Here is a 19,234-nt window from a genome sequence, read left to right as displayed (position 1 = left end):
ATAAAATCCCACCTATAAATGGTGGGATTTTTTATTTTAACTTCACAAGACGATCTTCTAACTGACCACGCCAAATATCAGCTAGTTCTGGAACAGCAAGAACCTTTTCAATGCCATCTTTATCTTTTCTATTATGAAAATAAATTTCGTTAGAGAATAAAACAGAGACATTGCTCGGTTGACGTTCTAGTAATGTAACTTTTGAATCTTTACGTACAGTACCTTCTTGAAGAACACGGCATAAGTAGCCAGTAAATCCAGTTGCTACAATGCGCGGCAAAATGCCAGGGATGCCAAGACGTTTTGAAATTGTGCTACAAGGTACGCGGGCTTGCGTCACTTGAATGATTGCTTCACCTAGTTGATATGTATCTCCGATGCAAACATCACGCTCTAACATATTTGTTACGGTAATGTTTTCACCAAATGTGGAAGCTGGAAGCGTTGTTTGAAATTCCTCTTCCCATAGTGCGTAATGCTCATGTGGGTATACACAAACAGCGCGGTCAGGCCCACCGTGATGTTTTAAATCTGCTACGTCATCACCAAGGAAGCCATCTTTTGAGAGAAAAGCTTCTTCTGTAGAATCTTTACATATACCTGTTATCATTTCTTTATCTTCGCCATATTTCATTTGTTTCGGTTTGCCAATGCTAAAGTGAACGAGTTCAATTCCCATATGTGATCTCCTTTACGATTGATTACAATATTATAGCATTAAAAAAGCACAGAGAATGATAAAAACTCTGTGCTTTACATGAATTAATAAACGAGAAACCCTGCTTTATCTAGTGCCTCACAAGCAGCGTCTAACTTTTCTTTTGAATCTGCCTCAATTGTATGTAAGTGAATACCATCTGTTAGTTGCGAGAGGTAGGAAGCATTTGTGTTTTCGATTTTTTGTAAATATTGCTCTACATCAAAGCGATTACTTACCATGATGGATGCTGTTAAGTCACCGTATACAGGATGCTCAACTTTTACATCTTTAATTGTAACGCCGTGGTCAACAAGCATTGTAAGTTCCTGACGTACTTCCGCTGGTTTATGTTGGCATACAATTACGCGTTCGAAAGCTTGTTGTTTCTCTTGTGGTTTTAAATATAAATATCCTTGAGCAGTTGCAATAATCGGTTCGTTTCGTGCTTTAAGTAAGGAAATATCTTGCACGATCACTTGTCGACTTACGTTTGTCTTTTTCGATAGTTCATTCCCAGATAACGGTTCATTTGCAGCAAGAAGCCACTGAAGGATAAGCTGTCGTCTTTCTTCGCCTAAAATCTTTTTTTGTTCATTTTGTTTCATTATGATTTAACACCTCTATAAAATTGATTTCCAATTGTGTGTAGTGCATGAATAGTAGTATCAATTTGATCTTTCGTTGTTTGTTGCCCGAAAGAGAAGCGGATATATTGTTTCGCCTCTTCATACGTTTTTCCAATTGCAAGCATTGTTTTCGAAGGTTCTTGTTTACCGACTTGGCAAGCACTTCCGGTGGAAATGGCAATACCATGGCGATTACATTCTAGCATTGTATATTGACCTTCTATTCCTTTTATTGTAACCCCAATAATATGTGGTAAACAAGAAGCAGAATGACCTTCTACTTGAATTTCTAGAGGAAGTGTTTGTAATTGCCCTAAAAAGTAGGATCGTAACTCTTTAAAACGTAAGCTGTCTTCCTGTTGATTTTTTAATATATTCTCAGCAGCTGTTAAAAAAGATGCGATGCCAGGAACGTTTACTGTACCTGGGCGAAACCCTTTTTCGTGAGAAGTTCCCGGAAATATTTGTGCCCAGCGAACTTGCGGATTTATATAGCAAGCACCAACACCCTTTGGTCCGTATATTTTATGTGCTGAAACAGAAAGACTATCAATTCCCATCTCAAAAACATTGATAGGAAGTTTACCAAATGTTTGCACACAATCTGAATGAAATAAAACGTTATATTTTTTTAAAAGTGCCCCGATTTCTGCGATGTTTTGAACGGTTCCAATTTCAGAGTTTCCGTGCTGTATGCTTGCTAGAACAGTATTTTCTGTAATAGCTGTTTCTAAATCATCTAAATCAATTAGCCCGCCTTCATTAACAGGAATTTCAGTAATTGTATACCCTTCTGATTGTAAGGATTGAAAATAACTTCGAATGGATGCATGCTCCATAGGTGTCGTAATAATATGTTTCCCGCTTCTAGCCTTTAAAAGGGATTGAATCGCAAGGTAGTTGGATTCCGAGCCACCGCTCGTGAAGAATACCCCTTGTTCCTTTCCACCAATCATATCAGCAAATGTTTTTCTGCAAACTTGTAGTAAAGAAGAAGCTGTTCCTCCAATATCATGTAAACTTTGTTCATTTCCGAAGTATTGCGATGCTGCTTTCATATATGTGTGTAATGCTTCTTCACTCATAGGTGTAGTAGCTGCATAGTCAAGATATATCATCATGTAAGTTCCTCTCCCTAGTAAGAGTTACATTTCTTATATTTTTTTAATGGTAGTGAAAATAAGAATTATAAAAAAACTCTTGTCATTATTTTAAAACTATGTAAATATAGGTGTCAAGACAGTTGAAAAGTGTAAAGTAGGAGGCAACAATTATGCCAAGTGCAGATGTCTTAATTATTGGAAGTGGCGTTGCGGCACTTCGTGTTGCGAAAGAGATTTGTCACGAAAAGAATGTGATTATTATCACAAAGGAAACGAATCGTAATAATAATACATATTTAGCGCAAGGTGGAATTGCAGCAGCAGTTGCAACATATGACAATCCAAATGATCATTTTGAAGATACGTTAGTAGCAGGATGTCATTATAACAATGAAGATGTGGTCCGTTATTTAGTCGAGGAAGGACCGAAAGAAATGAATAATCTCATTGAAAATGGAATGAAATTTGATGGAGATGCAACGGGTCCTCATCTTGGAAAAGAAGGCGCACATCGAAAGCGTCGTATTTTACATGCAGGTGGCGATGCAACAGGAAAGAATGTATTAGAGCATTTCATTCAAGAAGTAGCCCCGCATGTTACGGTAGTGGAACAGGAAATGGTGCTCGATTTTATTATAGAAAATGATAAATGTGTTGGAGTTTTAACAAGAACTAGTGAAGGGAAGTTGAAGCGTTACGTTGCAGATAATACGGTGTTAGCAACAGGTGGGATTGGCGGTTTATACGCCTTTACTTCTAACGATAAGACAATTACGGGTGATGGACTTGCGATGGTGTACCGCGCAGGCGGGGAGCTCGTAGATTTAGAGTTTGTACAATTTCATCCAACAATGTTATATGCAAACGGGCGATGCTGCGGCCTCGTCTCTGAAGCTGTCCGTGGTGAAGGAGCTGTCCTTATGAATGGAAAAGGGCAGCGTTTTATGATGGATATACACCCTGATCACGATCTCGCGCCGCGCGATGTAGTAGCAAGAGCGATTCATGAGCAGATTTTGGCGGGTGAAAAAGTGTATGTAAATATCGAGTCTATCCAAAATTTCGAAGAACGTTTTCCGACTGTATCATCATTGTGTAAAAAGAATGGTGTCGATATAAATGAAAAACGCATTCCGGTCGTACCCGGTGCTCATTTTCATATGGGTGGCGTGAAAACGAACTGTGATGGAGAGACGTCCATTCCAAATTTATATGCGGTCGGTGAAGTAGCTTGTAATGGTGTTCACGGTGCAAATAGGCTAGCAAGTAATTCATTATTAGAAGGTCTTGTATTTGGAAAAAGAATAGGACAACATATTTTAACGAAAGCGGTAAAAGACAGATTGAACATCCTAGCTGAGAAGGAAAAGAAGTTTATCGTTTTGAATCATTTGCCGGTGAAGGAAGAAATACAAGAATGCATGATGAAATCTGTTGGGATTGTGCGAACAGAGCAAAGTTTATCTTCTGCAAAGAGATGGCTTAGTAAGTACGGTGTTCGAAATATGATCTTACAACATGATGCTCTTACAAATGAAGAGATAACGCTCATTAATATGTTAACAGTCTGTGAGCTTATAGTCGTATCAGCTTTACAAAGAGAAGAAAGTATTGGTGGTCATTATCGAAGTGATTATCCGGATAGAAATAGAGTAAAAAAAGAAATCGTTCGAGTGAAAAGAAAACTACAACTTGTGTGATGAAGGGAAGAAGGGCTTTATGAACACGATAAAAGTGAAAGAAGCATTAAATCGATTTTTTCTAGAAGATATAGGAGAACGAGATGTAACATCTCAGCTTATTTTTCCAGACAATTTACTTTCAAAAGGAACGTTTCTTGCGAAGGATACAGGGGTCTTTGCGGGGCGTTTAGTAATTGAAGAAGGATTTAAATTAATTGATGAAAGAATTGAAGTGGAGCTTCATAAAAAAGATGGAGATCTTGTAGAAAAGGGCGACATAATAGCAACTGCGCAAGGACCAATTGCTTCTTTATTAACGGCAGAGCGCGTTATATTAAACGTTATCCAGCGTATGAGCGGGATAGCTACGATGACACATAAAGCTGTGCTTGCTTTAGATAGCGGCCATACACGTATTTGTGATACGCGAAAAACGATGCCAGGGCTACGTATGTTTGATAAGTATGCAGTCGTGTGCGGAGGCGGATTTAATCACCGTTTCGGTTTATATGATGGTGTCATGATTAAAGACAATCATATTGCTTTTGCTGGTTCTATTACGAAAGCTGTTACATCGGTGAAAGAAAAATTAGGACATATGGTGAAAGTAGAAGTGGAAACAGAAACAGAGGAACAAGTGAGAGAAGCTGTAGCTGCTGGTGCGGATATCATTATGTTTGATAATCGTACGCCAGATGAGATTCGGGAGTTTTCAAAGATTGTACCAAGTGCCATCGTTACGGAAGCATCAGGAGGCATTACAATTGAAGATTTATCGAAATACGGAAAAACAGGGGTAGATTATATTTCACTTGGAGCGTTAACACATTCAGTGAAAGCACTTGATATTAGTTTCAATATTGAGGCGTAAGGAAAGTGGCTTAGAGGGGGAGAAAGGGATATGAGTATTTTAGAAAAAGTACAACCGATTGAAACGATGTTACCAGAGTGTTATTACAATATGTCCACAGAAGATATGGAAAAGCGTGTTCGTGAAATTAAAGAAAAAATGGGGGAAACACTATTTATTCCAGGACATCATTACCAAAAAGATGAAGTGGTACAATTTTCTGATGCAGCAGGAGATTCACTTCAGCTTGCACAAGTTGCAGCGAGCAATAAAAAAGCGAAATATATTGTATTTTGTGGTGTGCACTTTATGGCAGAAACAGCAGATATGTTAACGACAGACGATCAAATCGTTATTTTGCCAGATATGCGTGCAGGCTGTTCGATGGCAGATATGGCAGATATCGAACAAACAGAAAGGGCATGGAAAGAGCTCACAAAATTATTTGGAGATACGATGATTCCGTTAACGTATGTTAACTCTACAGCTGCAATTAAAGCATTTTGCGGTCGTAATGGCGGAGCGACAGTAACTTCTTCTAATGCAAAACAAATGGTATCTTGGGCGTTTACACAAAAAGAGCGTCTTGTCTTTTTACCGGATCAACATTTAGGAAGAAATACAGCGTACGATTTAGGTATCCCGTTAGATAAAATGGCAGTATGGGACCCGCATACAGATTCATTAGAGTACGATGGAGATATAGAAGAAATTCAAGTGATTTTATGGAAAGGGCATTGTTCGGTTCATCAAAACTTTACGGTGAAAAACATTGAGAATGTACGGAAGAATCATCCGGATATGAATATTATTGTACATCCAGAATGCTGTTATGAGGTTGTTGATGCTTCGGATTACGCAGGATCAACGAAATATATTATTGATATGATTGAAGCAGCGCCACCTGGAAGTAAATGGGCAATTGGTACAGAGATGAATTTAGTGAATCGAATTATTCAGCAACATCCAGATAAAGAAATTGTTTCACTTAATCCATTTATGTGTCCGTGTTTAACGATGAACCGAATTGATCTGCCGCACTTATTATGGGTGCTTGAAACGGTAGAAAGAGGAGAAGGAATTAACGTTATTAGCGTAGATAAACAAGTGACCGAAGAAGCGGTTCTTGCATTAAATCGTATGTTAGAGCGTGTATAAAGCAGCGGGGTTTCCGTTGCTTTTTTTCGTGCATATAATCATAACGAGAATGAAATGGGCATACATTGTTGTGAAGAAATCATTGCGATTTTCTTATGCTTATTCCACTTCTAATGATATTGAAAATCGAAGAAGTGATACAAGTGAAAAGAAGTTAACGTTATTTAGAAAGGGTTACTTCATGAGATTTGTTACTTATAGATAAGTTATACAGGAGGGGGAAAATTTGAAAATTCATATCGTGCAAAAAGGGGATACCCTTTGGAAAATTGCGAAAAAGTACGGAGTGGATTTTGATACGTTGAAAAATACAAATACACAACTTAGTAATCCCGATTTAATCATGCCAGGTATGAAAATTAAAGTACCATCAAACAGCGTTCACGTAAAACAACATGCTGGGGCAGGTTCAGCGCCTCCAAAGCAATACGTAAAAGAAGTGCAACAAAAAGAGTTTGCATCAACGCCAACTCCGCTTGGAATAGAAGATGAGGAAGAAGTTACGTATCAAGCAGCGCCAATTACACAGCAACCAGCTATGCAACAAACACAAAAAGAAGTGCAAGTGAAACCACAAAAAGAGGTACAGGTAAAACCACAGAAGGAAATGCAAGTGAAACCGCAAAAAGAAGTGCAAGTAATGCCACAAAAAGAAAAGCCAGTTGAAAAACCGTCTGTTATTCAAAAACCACCTGTTATAGAAAAACAAAAACCAGCAGAAAAAGAAAACACGAAGTTTTCGGTAAATGTGTTACCACAGCCGCCGCAACCACCAATCAAAGCGAAAAAAGAATATAAGATTTCAGATGTAATTAAAAAAGGAAGCGAGTTAATTGCTCCTCAAATTACTAAAATGAAACCTAATAACATTATTTCTCCGAAAACGAAAAAAGATAATATCGTGTCGCCGCAAGTAAAGAAAGAGAGCCTAGGAAATATCGTGTCACCGCAAGTAAAGAAAGAAAATGTAGGGAATATCGTATCGCCGCAAGTGAAGAAAGAAAATGTAGGGAATATCGTGTCACCACAAGTGAAGAAAGAAAATATAGGAAACATAGTGTCACCAAATGTATCGAAAGAAAATGTAGTTATTCCACAAGTTATACCGCCAAATATTCAAGTACCAAATATCATGCCGATCATGGACAATATCCAACCACCAAATATCATGCCAATTATGGATAACAATCAACCACCAAATATCATGCCAATTATGGATAACAATCAACCACCAAACATCATGCCAATTATGGATAACAATCAACCACCAAACATCATGCCAATTATGGATAATAACCCAATACCAAACATTATGCCGATAATGGATAACAACCAAATGCCAAATATGATGCCGATAATGGATAACAATCAAATGCCGAATATGATGCCGATAATGGATAACAACCAAATGCCAAATATGATGCCGATAATGGATAACAATCAAATGCCAAATATGATGCCGATAATGGATAACAATCAAATGCCAAATATGATGCCGATAATGGATAACAACCAAATGCCGAATATGATGCCGATAATGGATAATAATCAAATGCCGAACATGATGCCAATCATGGATAACAATCAAATGCCGAATATGATGCCATATCAAATGCCATACCAACAGCCTATGATGCCACCAAATCCATATCAAATACCGTATCAACAAGGAGCACCGTTTGGACCGCAATATACGTCTATGCCAAATCCAAATATGATGCCAATGGATAATAATATGCCACCGCTCGTGCAAGGAGAGGAAGATTGTGGATGCGGAGGAGAGAGTAGGTTATATAGTCCGCAACCAGGCGGTCCGCAATTTGCGAATCCTTTATATTATCAACCAACTCAATCGGCATATGCACCACAGCCAGGAACGATGTATTACCAACCAGATCCACCAAATGTATTTGGAGATCCAGTTTCAGAAGAAGAGGACGAAGAGGAAGTTTAAAAAAGGTGGGATTATTCCCACCTTTTTTGTATGTAGAGTCGTTCTGAAAATGGAAGATTTACATCAAATGTTAGAAAATCCCCAGTGAAATATTGACAGTGTAAAAACCCCCTCTGTTACTCATCATAAGAGGGAGCTTTTCAGAAGAGAAGTTCATTCTAACAGAGGGGGTTTTTGTATTGAATACGAAAGTAAAAGTGATTGCTGCTTCTTTGTTAGTTACCAGTGCATTAGCTGCATGTGGTACACCAAAAGATAACAATGCAATGGATGGACGTAACTACAATTACGAGCGTACATCATATAATGATACACATCAGTATCGTGATAATGTAACGCGTAATGATCGTTATACAGATTATGTAACATATAGAAATGGTCGTAACGATACAGGGTATAACAATTATTACCGCGATGTAAATTACAACGGTCAAATTGCTAATCCGCATCCAACACGTAATATTACAATGAATAATTCATACATTAACAATGATGGTAAAACAGCAAAAAGAATTACAAATCGTGTGAAACGTATGAATAACGTAGACCGCGTGTCTACAGTTGTATATGGAAACGATGTGGCGATTGCGGTAAAACCACGTAATCCAGTATCGAATGAAACAGCGCTTGCAAATGAAGTTCGTCAAGCAGTTGTAAATGAAGTTGGAAACAGAAACGTATATGTTTCTGTAAGAAATGACATGTTTACTCGTGTCGATGCAATGAGTACACGACTACGTAACGGTACAGTTACAAACGATTTTAATCGTGACATAACAAATATGTTCCGAGACATTCGTTACGGTTTAACTGGTACTATGCGATAGCAAAACAAAAGAGGAAGGGTTAGCCCTTCCTCTTTTTTCATCGTCTTCTTGTAAACGACGTTTTTTTATAAAATAACTAACGGAGTAAGAACCTAAAAAGCAGATGAAGAGAATACCCCCTGTTAAAATAGCTTCAAAGAGAGGTCTTTCTGGACTGAAAATAATATAAATAATAGCCATAACGATTCCTACAATAAGAGAACGTAAAATAATTTTGTAATAAGGAGTTAATTTTATTTCTTTTTCGCTTTCTTCTACATCGATAGAAACACTTAACTGTAAATAACTGAGTACGATACTCGTAAGGATAAATAATAACCATAAGGGAGATTTCGTGATTTTATCCATTCCTTCAGTGAATCCTATATAGCCTAAAATGCCAATTATACCAAGTGATTGAAAAAGAAAAGCAATTCGAATATTTTTTAACGTTTGCAGAATGAGACGCTCATCCTTAATTTTTTTCATAATATCTATCTCCTGTTTATTATGATTTCGCTGTCATATCAATTGTAATATATATATTACATTTATCAATTTATAATTTACATATATTTTTTTTGGATGGAAGAGGAAATAAAATATTTTTATAAACATGTTGCACTTATACTTTATTAATGTTATATTAGCAAAGCGATGAGCTAATTTACGTAAGACGAGAGATATGCTTAAGTGCTAAACACGCGAATGTGGTCGCCTGGTCTCTCGCCGTAAACGCATCAAGACGCCTGCTTTGCAGGCGTCTTTCACTTTATATAAAAACAAATGCTAATGCAGATAAGGTAGAACTTTATCTGTATTTTTTTATTTTCGAGAGAAATATAATATGGTCATTTATATGGATAAAACCTCCATTTCCGGAAAAACTACTAATGAAAGTTTGATCTTGCCTAAAAGAGGTGAACGGAAATGAGATGGATACTGATTACGATGCAAGCTTTCGTTATGATGTTTTGTTTCGTTTATGAAACGAATGTGAAGGCGGAAGGTCCAGTACCAGAAGTAACAGAAAAAGAGCCTGAAGTTACAATTTTATTAGAGCGAATGTATGTTGATGGAGAAGTAAGTGAGGAAATCTTTACAGAAAAAGTAGCGGACTTAGAAAAGTTTTTACAGCAATATAAAGAATGGCAGCTCGTTGATCGTGATGATGTACAAATCGTATTACAAAAGAAAATTGATGATATTTCTCCGTTATTAAAGACGAGCGGTTATTTTGGTGTGTCAGAGGAAGGGATATTACAAATTTTCAAAGGTGTACCGAAAAGTGATAATGCGATTCATTCCTTCTTTCAAATTGATATGAAAAAGCTGGAGAGTTATGAGCGTGCGAAATTGAAGCGTGGTATTCGTATTAAATCAAAAGAAGGTTTTGTGAAGACGATTGAAAAAATGAAGCAATACGCAGTGCAGAGTAAGAAAAAAAGCAGCTCATGGTGAGCTGCTTTTTCTTATTTATTCTTAGCTAAAATTTGTTTTGCGATTTCATCAATTAGCATATCTTTTCCGATTGGATTGAATGCTTTCGTATTGAAGATTTCATTTGATACTTCATATACGTGATTGTTTTTTACTGCTTTGTTGTCTTTCCAAACGGCACTGTTTTTGTAGTCTTCGTAAACTTTATCAGCTTCGCCGCCGAAGTTTACAATAAACATTTGATCAGGTTGGAATGCAACAAGACCTTCTAGTGATACTTGTGCCATCGTTTGTTTTAAATCTGTACCTTTTGTTGCTGGAAGTTTTAAGTCGTTAAAGATGATGTCACCGTATCCGAAGCTACCGTATACACGGAAGTTTTGTGGCGTAACTGCGACGAACATAAAGTTCTCATCTTTTGTTTTTTCTTTAATCTTTTTAGATAAAGAGTCTGCTTTTTTATCGTAGTCTGCAATCCATTTGTCTGCTTTCTTTTCTTCGTCAAACAGTTTACCTACTTCTTTAAACTTACCACGCCAGTCTTCTAAGTTTGTTTCTAGAACAACTGTCGGTGCAACTTTTTCTAATTGATCATAAATCTTCAATTGACGATTATTTAAAATAATTAAGTCTGGTTTTAAAGCAGTAACAGCTTCTAAATCAACTTTAGGTGCCCAGTACCAACCTACTGCTTTTACACCATCTAATTTCTCTGTTAAGTGATTTTGGATTTTATCTTTATATGTATTTGCCGTACCAACAGGTTTGTGTCCAAGAAGTAATAATTCTTCTGTTGATCCAGATAAGTCAACAATTCGCTTTGGATTTACTGGAATTGTAGCTTCCCCTTTATCGTGTTTTACAACTTTTGTTTTCGGTTGTTCTTTCGCGTTTGATTCTTCTTTTTGAGAAGAACAGCCAACGATAGAAAGAACGACTAGCATAATAGTAAATAAAATAAATAACTTCTGTTTCATCCTGATGTAACCCCTTTAATTAATATTGATAATCATTATCGACTTCTGTATATTAAGGTGCTTCGGGCTTTCTGTCAATGGAAAATAACAGAAGTTTCTAATAGAGAACATTTGTTGGGGTAGTCTCGCTTTTCTATCATTAAATATGTTAAAATGGAATACATGATTTAAGAGGGAGAGATCGCATTTTGTTTGAATATGTTACAGGTTACGTGGACTATGTAGGACCGGAATATGTCGTAATTGACCATAATGGAATTGGGTATCAAATTTTCACACCAAATCCGTATGTATTTCAAAGAAGTAAGCAAGAAATCCGTGTCTTTACATATCATTATGTGAGAGAAGATATTATGGCGCTTTACGGGTTTAAAACACGTGAAGAGCGTTTATTATTTACAAAGTTGCTAGGTGTATCTGGCATTGGACCAAAAGGCGCTCTTGCAATTTTAGCTTCTGGTCAAACAGGACAGGTCGTTCAAGCGATTGAACATGAAGACGAGAAGTTTCTAGTGAAATTCCCGGGCGTCGGAAAGAAAACAGCGCGCCAAATGATTTTAGATTTAAAAGGAAAACTAGCTGACGTCGTACCAGATGCATTTGTTGATTTATTCTCAGATACAGAACGTTTTGATGAGAAGAAAGGTTCATCAGCTGAGCTTGATGAGGCGCTGGAAGCTCTGCGCGCACTTGGATACGCAGAACGAGAAGTTTCTCGCGTTGTACCAGAGTTATTAAAAGAATCATTAACGACGGATCAGTATATTAAAAAGGCACTTAGTCTTTTACTAAATGGTAAGAGGTGAGTATAATGGACGAACGTCTCCTTTCAGGGGAATCTGCATATGAAGATTCAGATTTAGAATATTCATTACGGCCACAGACGCTCCGTCAGTATATTGGCCAAGATAAAGCGAAACATAATTTAGAGGTGTTTATTGAAGCAGCGAAAATGCGTGAAGAAACGTTAGATCACGTGCTTCTATATGGACCACCAGGACTTGGTAAAACGACGCTTGCAAATATTATAGCAAATGAAATGGGCGTTAATGTTAGAACAACTTCAGGCCCAGCAATTGAAAGACCAGGAGATTTAGCAGCTGTATTAACAGCGCTTCAGCCTGGGGATGTATTATTTATAGATGAAATTCATCGTTTGCATAGATCGATTGAAGAAGTGTTATATCCTGCGATGGAAGATTTTTGCCTTGATATTGTAATTGGGAAAGGACCGTCAGCACGATCTGTACGTTTAGATTTACCTCCATTTACATTAGTTGGAGCAACGACACGTGCAGGGGCATTATCAGCACCACTTCGTGACCGTTTCGGTGTACTTTCAAGATTAGAGTACTATACAGTAGATCAGTTGTCTGAGATTGTAGAACGTACAGCAGAAGTATTTGAAGTTGAAATTGATTCGTTAGCTGCACTAGAAATTGCAAGACGTGCTCGTGGTACACCTCGTATTGCGAATCGTTTATTACGACGTGTACGAGATTTCGCGCAAGTTCGTGGTAACGGAACAGTTACAATGGAAATTACACAAATGGCGTTAGAACTACTGCAAGTAGATAAATTAGGTCTAGATCATATCGATCATAAATTATTGCTTGGTATTATTGAGAAATTCCGCGGTGGACCAGTCGGGTTAGAAACGGTTTCGGCAACGATCGGAGAAGAATCTCATACGATTGAGGATGTATATGAGCCATATTTATTACAAATTGGCTTTTTACAACGAACACCAAGGGGCCGAATTGTAACGCCGCTTGCATATGAGCATTTCGGAATGGAGATGCCAAAAGTATGACGGAGATGCCAAAATTGCTTATTACAGCAGGTATCTTACTCATTGTTGTCGGATTAGCTTGGAAGTTCATTGGAAGACTTCCAGGCGATATTTTTGTGAAAAAAGGAAACGTTACCTTTTATTTTCCTGTCATTACATGTATTGTGTTAAGTATTGTATTATCTTTTATTATGTATATAATAAATCGATTCAAATAAGAAATAGGTGGATATAGTTATGGATATAAATCTGTTTGATTTTCATTTACCAGAAGAACTTATTGCACAAGTCCCGTTAGAAGATCGTGAAACATCAAGATTAATGGTGTTAGACCGTGAAACAGGCGATATTGAGCATAAACATTTTTCAGACATTCTTTCTTACTTACATGAGGGGGATTGCTTAGTTTTAAATGAAACGAAAGTAATGCCTGCTCGTTTGCACGGTGTGAAAGAAGATACAGGTGCGCACATTGAAGTACTTCTTTTAAAACAAGAAGAAGGCGATACGTGGGAAACGCTTGTTAAGCCAGCGAAACGTGTAAAAGAAGGAACTGTTATCTCTTTTGGCGAAGGGAAATTAAAAGCAACTTGTACAGGAACTGCAGATCAAGGGGGACGTCAGCTTGAATTTTCATATGACGGCATCTTCTATGAAATTTTAGATGAACTTGGAGAAATGCCACTTCCTCCATATATTAAAGAGACGCTAGAAGATCGCGATCGCTATCAAACAGTATATGCGAAAGAGATTGGCTCAGCAGCAGCGCCAACTGCAGGACTTCACTTTACAGAAGAGTTATTGGAGAAGTTAAAACAAAAAGGCGTCGGGTTAGCTTTCATTACACTTCACGTAGGGCTTGGAACATTTAGACCAGTTTCTGCCGATACGATTGAAGAACACCATATGCATGCAGAATATTACCATATGTCTGAAGAGACAGCGGCATTATTAAATCGTGTGAAAGAGAGTGGTGGACGTATTATTACGGTAGGTACGACTTCAACTCGTACGTTAGAAACAATTGCGACAGATCATGAAGGCAAGCTTTGTGCTGCTTCTGGCTGGACAGACATTTTTATGTATCCAGGTTATGAATTTAAAGCAATTGATGGTTTAATTACAAACTTCCATTTACCGAAATCAACATTAATTATGCTTGTAAGTGCATTTGCGAACAGAGATAATGTACTTCATGCTTATAATGAAGCAGTAAAAGAAAAATATCGTTTCTTTAGCTTTGGTGATGCAATGTTCGTTGCATCTCACGCTAAAATGGGAAACAAATAAAAGGAGTAAATTATGACAGCAATTCGTTATGAATTTATTAAAACTTGTAAACAAACAGGTGCCCGTTTAGGACGCGTACATACGCCGCACGGTTCATTTGATACACCAACATTCATGCCAGTTGGTACACTTGCAACAGTTAAAACAATGTCACCAGAAGAATTAAAAGCAATGGATTCTGGCATTATTTTAAGTAATACGTATCATTTATGGCTGCGCCCAGGTCACGAAATTATTCGTGAAGCAGGCGGGTTGCATAAATTTATGAACTGGGATCGTGCAATCTTAACGGATTCTGGTGGTTTCCAAGTATTCAGTTTAAGTGACTTCCGTCGTATTGAAGAGGAAGGTGTTCACTTCCGTAATCACTTGAATGGAGATAAATTATTCTTATCACCAGAAAAAGCGATGGAAATTCAAAATGCATTAGGATCAGATATTATGATGGCATTTGATGAGTGTCCACCATTCCCAGCTACTTTTGAATATATGAAGAAGTCTGTAGAGCGTACAAGTCGCTGGGCAGAACGTTGTTTAAAAGCGCATGAACGTCCACAAGATCAAGGTTTATTCGGTATCGTACAAGGTGGAGAGTTCGAAGAGCTTCGTCGTCAAAGTGCAAAAGACCTTGTTTCAATGGACTTCCCTGGTTACGCTGTAGGTGGTTTATCTGTTGGGGAACCAAAAGATATTATGAACCGTGTACTTGAGTTTACAACACCACTTCTTCCAGATAATAAGCCACGTTACTTAATGGGAGTAGGTTCTCCTGACTCATTAATCGACGGTGCAATTCGTGGTATTGATATGTTTGACTGTGTACTTCCAACTCGTATCGCTCGAAATGGTACATGTATGACAAGTGAAGGTCGTCTAGTTGTAAAAAATGCGAAATTCGCAAGAGACTTCGGTCCGCTTGATCCAAATTGCGATTGCTATACATGTAAAAATTACTCTCGTGCGTACATTCGTCACTTAATGAAATGTGATGAAACGTTCGGAATTCGTTTAACGTCTTATCACAACCTTCATTTTCTGTTAAACTTAATGGAGCAGGTGAGACAAGCTATTCGTGAAGACCGTCTTGGCGATTTCCGCGAAGAATTCTTTGAACAGTATGGCTTTAATAAACCGAATGCTAAAAACTTCTAATACATAATTTAAAAGGAGGAAACAAAGATGAATCCAGGTATGATGAATATCGTTATGATTGTTGCGATGTTTGCGATTTTCTATTTCTTATTAATTCGCCCGCAACAAAAGCGTCAAAAAGCAGTTGCTCAAATGCAAAGTGAGTTATCAAAAGGTGATGCTATCGTAACAATCGGTGGTTTACACGGTACAATCGAATCAGTAGATGATACGAAAATCGTTATTAAATCTGGTGGTTCACACTTAACTTTCGATCGCAATGCGATTCGTGAAGTTGTGAAAAACTAATGAGGAAGGCCCTGCATGAAATGTGCAGGGCTTTTTTTTAGTTATTTTGTTTTGACATATTTACCCCGAAAATACCACCGAGTGTACTCGCCCCCATTAATGCTAATTGATAAAGTAACTGTGAGTTCGATAAAGTTTGAGAGAAGCCTAAATAGTTAACTAGAAAAACAAGTATAGCGAATGTAAGACCTGTTGTGAAACCTACTAGCCAACCTTTCCCTTGTGCTTTTTTGCCGGCAGTAAATCCGGATATAAGCATAGATAAAAGAGTAAGTATAAAAATAGTAACGGCTAATGTCCCTTCATTCATATCTGTAAATTTTAATAAAAGAGCCATAACCATGCTAATAATTGTTGCCAAAATTAATAAGGTAATGATACCAAAGCCGATTGCAGTTGATAATTTTTTCGTTCCATCCATTTATACATTCCCCCTTTTTAATACAAGCATATTTTCTTTTTGCTGAAGTTAGACTAGTTTATTTTTTATAGGGGAGTCTATATGTGAAAAAGGAGATGTAGAAATGGAATGGGTATCAATCATTGGTCGGACGATGCTTTTGTATATCATCATATTAATTATTTTTCGTCTTATGGGTAAACGTGAAATTGGAGAGCTAAGTGTATTAGATTTAGTCGTATTCATTATGCTTGGTGAAATGGCTGTAGTCGCAATTGAAAATACTGATAAATCACTTTGGCACCAATTAGTTCCGATGATTTTTCTTATGTGTATACAGATCATTTTGTCAGTTATTTCGTTAAAGTATCAACGTTTTCGACATTTAATAGAAGGTGAGCCGGCTATTCTTGTAAATGCGGGAAAGATTGATGAAAAGAAGATGAGAAAGCAACGTTATAATATAGATGATTTAATGATGCAATTAAGGGAGCAGGGAGTCGGAGATGTAAGGGATGTAGAATACGCCATTTTAGAACCTTCTGGAAAGTTATCTGTCTTTCAAAAACAAAAAAGTAAAAAGAGTAAAAATGATACGCCGGTTTTTACACTCCCGTTAATTATTGATGGAGAAATCCAATCGAATCATTTACAAATGATTGAACATACAGATGAATGGCTGGTTGAGAAATTAAAAAACTTAGGTTATAACGATATCAAACAAATTTTATACTGCAGCTTTCAAAATGGACAATTTTTTGTTGATGTGAAAGAAAACTAGAGGCTTACTATATGAAATAGTAAGCCTGTTTATTTCAAAAATGAAAGTTTTCGAATGATAGGGAGCCTACTTAACTCTTCTTTTCGAATGAGTTTGAAAGTGAAGAGGAGAACGATATACACGAGTGTTGTTAAAGTGATTTCCCATAAGGTTTGTACGCCAAGTGAATGAGAAAAAATAATGTACTTATGAAGGTAAAAACCGAAGGAGCCTGCAATACCGATGGCAAGTCCGCCGAAAATGTAATCTTTCGCGTAAATGGTGAATGTAATTTTCTTTAAAACGGTAGCGTAATGAAGGAATGTTACGGTTACTATATTTGCTGCAATTGCAAGTGCAACCCCCATCATTTGAAATTCTGGCCTTGAAGCTAGTACAAAAATAACGATTAATTTCACGATTGCGCCAATAAATGTATTCATCATCGCAGCCCGTGCTAAGTTTAAAGCTTGTAAAACAGATGTAAGTGGACTTTGAAAGTAATGAAATAAAAAGCAAGGTGCAAGAAGCTGGATGAATGCTGTTGCACTATCTGATCCATACATAAGAGTTAAAACAGGAGAAGCGAATACGTATAATATAACGACTGACCACCCGCCAGTAATTAATGAAATCCGCAGAGCTTGTTGTAGGCGGTGTTCCACTAATTTATGCTGTCTTTTCGCCATCGCTTCACTAATAGATGGAACGAGTGCTGTGGAAAGGGCGTATGTAATAAAGGCTGGCAGTGAAAGAAGTGGGAAGGCATAACCGTTTAATATACCGTATTGCTGGGTTGCGACAGAGGCAGCAACGCCGGCAATCGCTAAGCTTTGCATAACGACGATAGGCTCAAAGAAATATGAAACGGAACCGATTAAACGACTTCCTGTAGTTGGAAGAGCGATATCCATAAGCGAATAAAATGTCCCTTTGCTTTCCTTTACAGTAGTGAAAAATCCAGAGCGTATAGATAAATGTTTTTCGCGCTGAAATAAAGTGAGTAAAAATAATAACGATGCAACTTCACCGAGAACGGCTGATAACATAGCGCCAGCTGCAGCATATTCTACACCGTAAGGTAAAAATAACTGAATGCATATAGCGATAATTGTAATGCGGACAACTTGTTCTATAACTTGGGCGTAAGCACTAGGTTTCATATTTTGTTTCCCTTGGAAATAGCCGCGTAAAACAGAAGAAACGGCAATAACAGGAACGACAGGTAAAATGGCGATTAATGGATAGTACGTTCTTTCATCAGTTAATAATGTTTTTGCTAAAATAGGTGTGAGGAGCATAATTCCAATTGTTAAAATGATACTAATAACGGATGTAACTGCTAATGATACTGTTAATATTTTTTTAACTCTTTGTTTATCGTTAACCGCTTCCGCTTCTGCTACAAATTTTGCGATTGCGACAGGAAGGCCGATTTGTGTTAATGTAATTGCTAGAATGAATGTAGGAACGGCCATCATATAAAGACCAACGCCTTCTTCCCCTAAAATACGCGCCATTACAATCCGGTTAATAAATCCAAGGATTTTGGTAATAAAGCCGGCTATCATTAAAATAAATGCGCCTTTTAAAAAGCTTTGTTTCGTCATGATCTTCTCCTACCTTCTCAAAATCAGTGGAATGATTTACAATAATTTATATGCACGTATGAGACAAGAATGACAAGCATTTAAGAGAGTGGTCTTGAAAGTAGTTATTGCTGTCCATTAGAGCGGGATTAAAAGCGACTTTTCGTGCTTAAATAAGAAGGAGATGTTATATATGTTAGAAAAAGAGGCTTTGGTAGAATCGTACCGCGGACAGTTACAAGTCGTTTTAGAAAGTAAAGTAGAAGAGTTTCACATGTTTGGTTACGACCGAGTGACAGATAATGATATTTGGAAGTTTCTTAAAGTGAAGAAGTGGAAAAAGATAAACGGTGATGTTAGATTATATGAATTAGTAAATGATGTATTAAGAGTAAGTGCTAATGAATATATGACTTATTTAACTGTTGAAGCATATCAAGCACCACTTTGGTCGTTTGATGAATATGAAAATAATTAACCGACTGCAATTGGTTTGTTCTTCCTTTTGCAGTATAATGATAGGTATTGATGAAGAGAAAATAATTATGTCTAAGATTATATATAAAGGGGGTAGTGAAGAGAGAAAATAAATAATGAAAGTGTAGGTATTGTGAAAAACTTACCGACACAGCTAGTGATGAACTAGCAAAATTATAGAAAGGAAGTC

The 19,234-nt window shown here is 37.2% G+C and carries 20 protein-coding genes and 1 pseudogene; 14 read left to right on the top strand and 7 right to left on the bottom strand.

The features are described from left to right. Window positions 1-31: 31 nt before the first annotated feature. The 3 genes from PDL00_RS12955 to PDL00_RS12945 form a co-directional block, all read right to left on the bottom strand. The gene (locus tag PDL00_RS12955; protein WP_270729410.1) at window positions 32-679 is read right to left on the bottom strand and encodes an MOSC domain-containing protein; all 648 of its coding nucleotides are present in this window, start codon (window positions 677-679) and stop codon (window positions 32-34) included. Window positions 680-762: 83 nt separating this feature from the next. After that, the gene (locus tag PDL00_RS12950; protein ID WP_000812272.1) at window positions 763-1,305 is read right to left on the bottom strand and encodes a transcription repressor NadR; all 543 of its coding nucleotides are present in this window, start codon (window positions 1,303-1,305) and stop codon (window positions 763-765) included. Next, window positions 1,305-2,447 carry an IscS subfamily cysteine desulfurase gene (locus PDL00_RS12945; protein WP_270729407.1) on the bottom strand — a complete coding sequence of 381 codons (1,143 nt, stop codon included), beginning with the start codon at window positions 2,445-2,447 and terminating at the stop codon, window positions 1,305-1,307. The genes PDL00_RS12950 and PDL00_RS12945 overlap by 1 nt, the downstream gene beginning before the upstream one ends. A 152-nt stretch (window positions 2,448-2,599) precedes the next feature. On the opposite strand from PDL00_RS12945, the gene nadB reads away from it, so the two are divergent. The 5 genes and pseudogenes from nadB to PDL00_RS12920 all read left to right on the top strand — a co-directional run bounded on the left by nadB (window position 2,600) and on the right by PDL00_RS12920 (window position 8,900). Continuing rightward, complete coding sequence (nadB, locus tag PDL00_RS12940) at window positions 2,600-4,129, top strand: L-aspartate oxidase (protein WP_270729405.1); 1,530 nt, start codon at window positions 2,600-2,602, stop codon at window positions 4,127-4,129. A gap of 19 nt (window positions 4,130-4,148) precedes the next feature. Continuing rightward, on the top strand, window positions 4,149-4,982 hold the full coding sequence (gene nadC / locus PDL00_RS12935) for a carboxylating nicotinate-nucleotide diphosphorylase (RefSeq protein WP_270729403.1): 834 nt from the start codon (window positions 4,149-4,151) through the stop codon (window positions 4,980-4,982). A gap of 30 nt (window positions 4,983-5,012) precedes the next feature. After that, window positions 5,013-6,119: a quinolinate synthase NadA gene (gene nadA / locus PDL00_RS12930; protein WP_270729401.1), complete on the top strand. Its 1,107-nt coding sequence runs from the start codon at window positions 5,013-5,015 to the stop codon at window positions 6,117-6,119. 226 nt (window positions 6,120-6,345) lie between these two features. Further along, window positions 6,346-6,502: pseudogene (safA, locus tag PDL00_RS34860) on the top strand (SafA/ExsA family spore coat assembly protein); the annotation flags it as partial. Between the two features lie 1,750 nt (window positions 6,503-8,252). Further along, a complete protein-coding gene (locus tag PDL00_RS12920; protein ID WP_270729397.1) occupies window positions 8,253-8,900 on the top strand; it encodes a YhcN/YlaJ family sporulation lipoprotein in 648 nt (215 codons plus the stop codon). Here PDL00_RS12920 and PDL00_RS12915 read toward each other — a convergent pair. Further along, window positions 8,880-9,368, bottom strand: a complete 489-nt coding sequence (locus tag PDL00_RS12915; RefSeq protein WP_270729395.1) for a branched-chain amino acid ABC transporter substrate-binding protein — start codon at window positions 9,366-9,368, stop codon at window positions 8,880-8,882. The two genes, PDL00_RS12920 and PDL00_RS12915, sit on opposite strands and share 21 nt — an antisense overlap. A 441-nt stretch (window positions 9,369-9,809) precedes the next feature. Between PDL00_RS12915 and PDL00_RS12910 the strand changes: the two genes are divergently transcribed. Then, window positions 9,810-10,340, top strand: coding sequence for a BofC C-terminal domain-containing protein (locus PDL00_RS12910; RefSeq protein ID WP_270729393.1), 531 nt, complete (start codon window positions 9,810-9,812; stop codon window positions 10,338-10,340). Window positions 10,341-10,351: 11 nt separating this feature from the next. On the opposite strand, the gene PDL00_RS12905 is transcribed toward PDL00_RS12910, so the two are convergent. Further along, window positions 10,352-11,296 carry an iron-hydroxamate ABC transporter substrate-binding protein gene (locus PDL00_RS12905; RefSeq protein ID WP_270729391.1) on the bottom strand — a complete coding sequence of 315 codons (945 nt, stop codon included), beginning with the start codon at window positions 11,294-11,296 and terminating at the stop codon, window positions 10,352-10,354. A gap of 188 nt (window positions 11,297-11,484) precedes the next feature. On the opposite strand from PDL00_RS12905, the gene ruvA reads away from it, so the two are divergent. Genes ruvA through yajC form a run of 6 tightly spaced genes read left to right on the top strand, consistent with a single transcriptional unit; the run spans window position 11,485 to window position 15,818 of the window. Continuing rightward, complete coding sequence (ruvA, locus tag PDL00_RS12900; RefSeq protein WP_061677193.1) at window positions 11,485-12,102, top strand: Holliday junction DNA helicase RuvA; 618 nt, start codon at window positions 11,485-11,487, stop codon at window positions 12,100-12,102. A gap of 5 nt (window positions 12,103-12,107) precedes the next feature. Further along, on the top strand, window positions 12,108-13,109 hold the full coding sequence (gene ruvB, locus PDL00_RS12895; protein WP_000344467.1) for a Holliday junction branch migration DNA helicase RuvB: 1,002 nt from the start codon (window positions 12,108-12,110) through the stop codon (window positions 13,107-13,109). Next, on the top strand, window positions 13,106-13,306 hold the full coding sequence (locus PDL00_RS12890; protein WP_000138163.1) for a DUF2905 domain-containing protein: 201 nt from the start codon (window positions 13,106-13,108) through the stop codon (window positions 13,304-13,306). Before ruvB ends, PDL00_RS12890 begins: the two co-directional genes overlap by 4 nt. A 19-nt stretch (window positions 13,307-13,325) precedes the next feature. Next, complete coding sequence (gene queA / locus PDL00_RS12885) at window positions 13,326-14,378, top strand: tRNA preQ1(34) S-adenosylmethionine ribosyltransferase-isomerase QueA (RefSeq protein ID WP_132131050.1); 1,053 nt, start codon at window positions 13,326-13,328, stop codon at window positions 14,376-14,378. Between the two features lie 12 nt (window positions 14,379-14,390). Continuing rightward, the gene (tgt, locus tag PDL00_RS12880; RefSeq protein ID WP_000125362.1) at window positions 14,391-15,530 is read left to right on the top strand and encodes a tRNA guanosine(34) transglycosylase Tgt; all 1,140 of its coding nucleotides are present in this window, start codon (window positions 14,391-14,393) and stop codon (window positions 15,528-15,530) included. Between the two features lie 27 nt (window positions 15,531-15,557). Next, window positions 15,558-15,818: a preprotein translocase subunit YajC gene (yajC, locus tag PDL00_RS12875; protein WP_001068068.1), complete on the top strand. Its 261-nt coding sequence runs from the start codon at window positions 15,558-15,560 to the stop codon at window positions 15,816-15,818. A gap of 37 nt (window positions 15,819-15,855) precedes the next feature. Here the strand turns inward: yajC and PDL00_RS12870 are convergent, their stop codons facing one another. Beyond that, a complete protein-coding gene (locus tag PDL00_RS12870) occupies window positions 15,856-16,239 on the bottom strand; it encodes a TIGR04086 family membrane protein (protein WP_270729386.1) in 384 nt (127 codons plus the stop codon). A 103-nt stretch (window positions 16,240-16,342) separates the two neighbouring features. Here PDL00_RS12870 and PDL00_RS12865 point away from each other — a divergent pair, with 103 nt between their 5' ends. Next, window positions 16,343-16,999 carry a DUF421 domain-containing protein gene (locus tag PDL00_RS12865; RefSeq protein ID WP_270729384.1) on the top strand — a complete coding sequence of 219 codons (657 nt, stop codon included), beginning with the start codon at window positions 16,343-16,345 and terminating at the stop codon, window positions 16,997-16,999. Window positions 17,000-17,028: 29 nt separating this feature from the next. Here PDL00_RS12865 and spoVB read toward each other — a convergent pair whose 3' ends face one another. After that, complete coding sequence (gene spoVB, locus PDL00_RS12860; RefSeq protein WP_270729382.1) at window positions 17,029-18,588, bottom strand: stage V sporulation protein B; 1,560 nt, start codon at window positions 18,586-18,588, stop codon at window positions 17,029-17,031. A 172-nt stretch (window positions 18,589-18,760) separates the two neighbouring features. Here spoVB and PDL00_RS12855 point away from each other — a divergent pair, with 172 nt between their 5' ends. Continuing rightward, window positions 18,761-19,045 (top strand): post-transcriptional regulator, encoded by a 285-nt coding sequence (locus PDL00_RS12855; protein WP_242253439.1) that lies wholly within the window; start codon window positions 18,761-18,763, stop codon window positions 19,043-19,045. Window positions 19,046-19,234 lie beyond the last annotated feature (189 nt).

Source organism: Bacillus cereus group sp. TH152-1LC, from assembly GCF_027710505.1.
Classification (GTDB): Bacteria; Bacillota; Bacilli; order Bacillales; family Bacillaceae_G; genus Bacillus_A; species Bacillus_A mobilis.
Note: the sequence above shows the minus strand (reverse complement) of the source record. Positions and strands in the feature narration are given on the sequence as shown.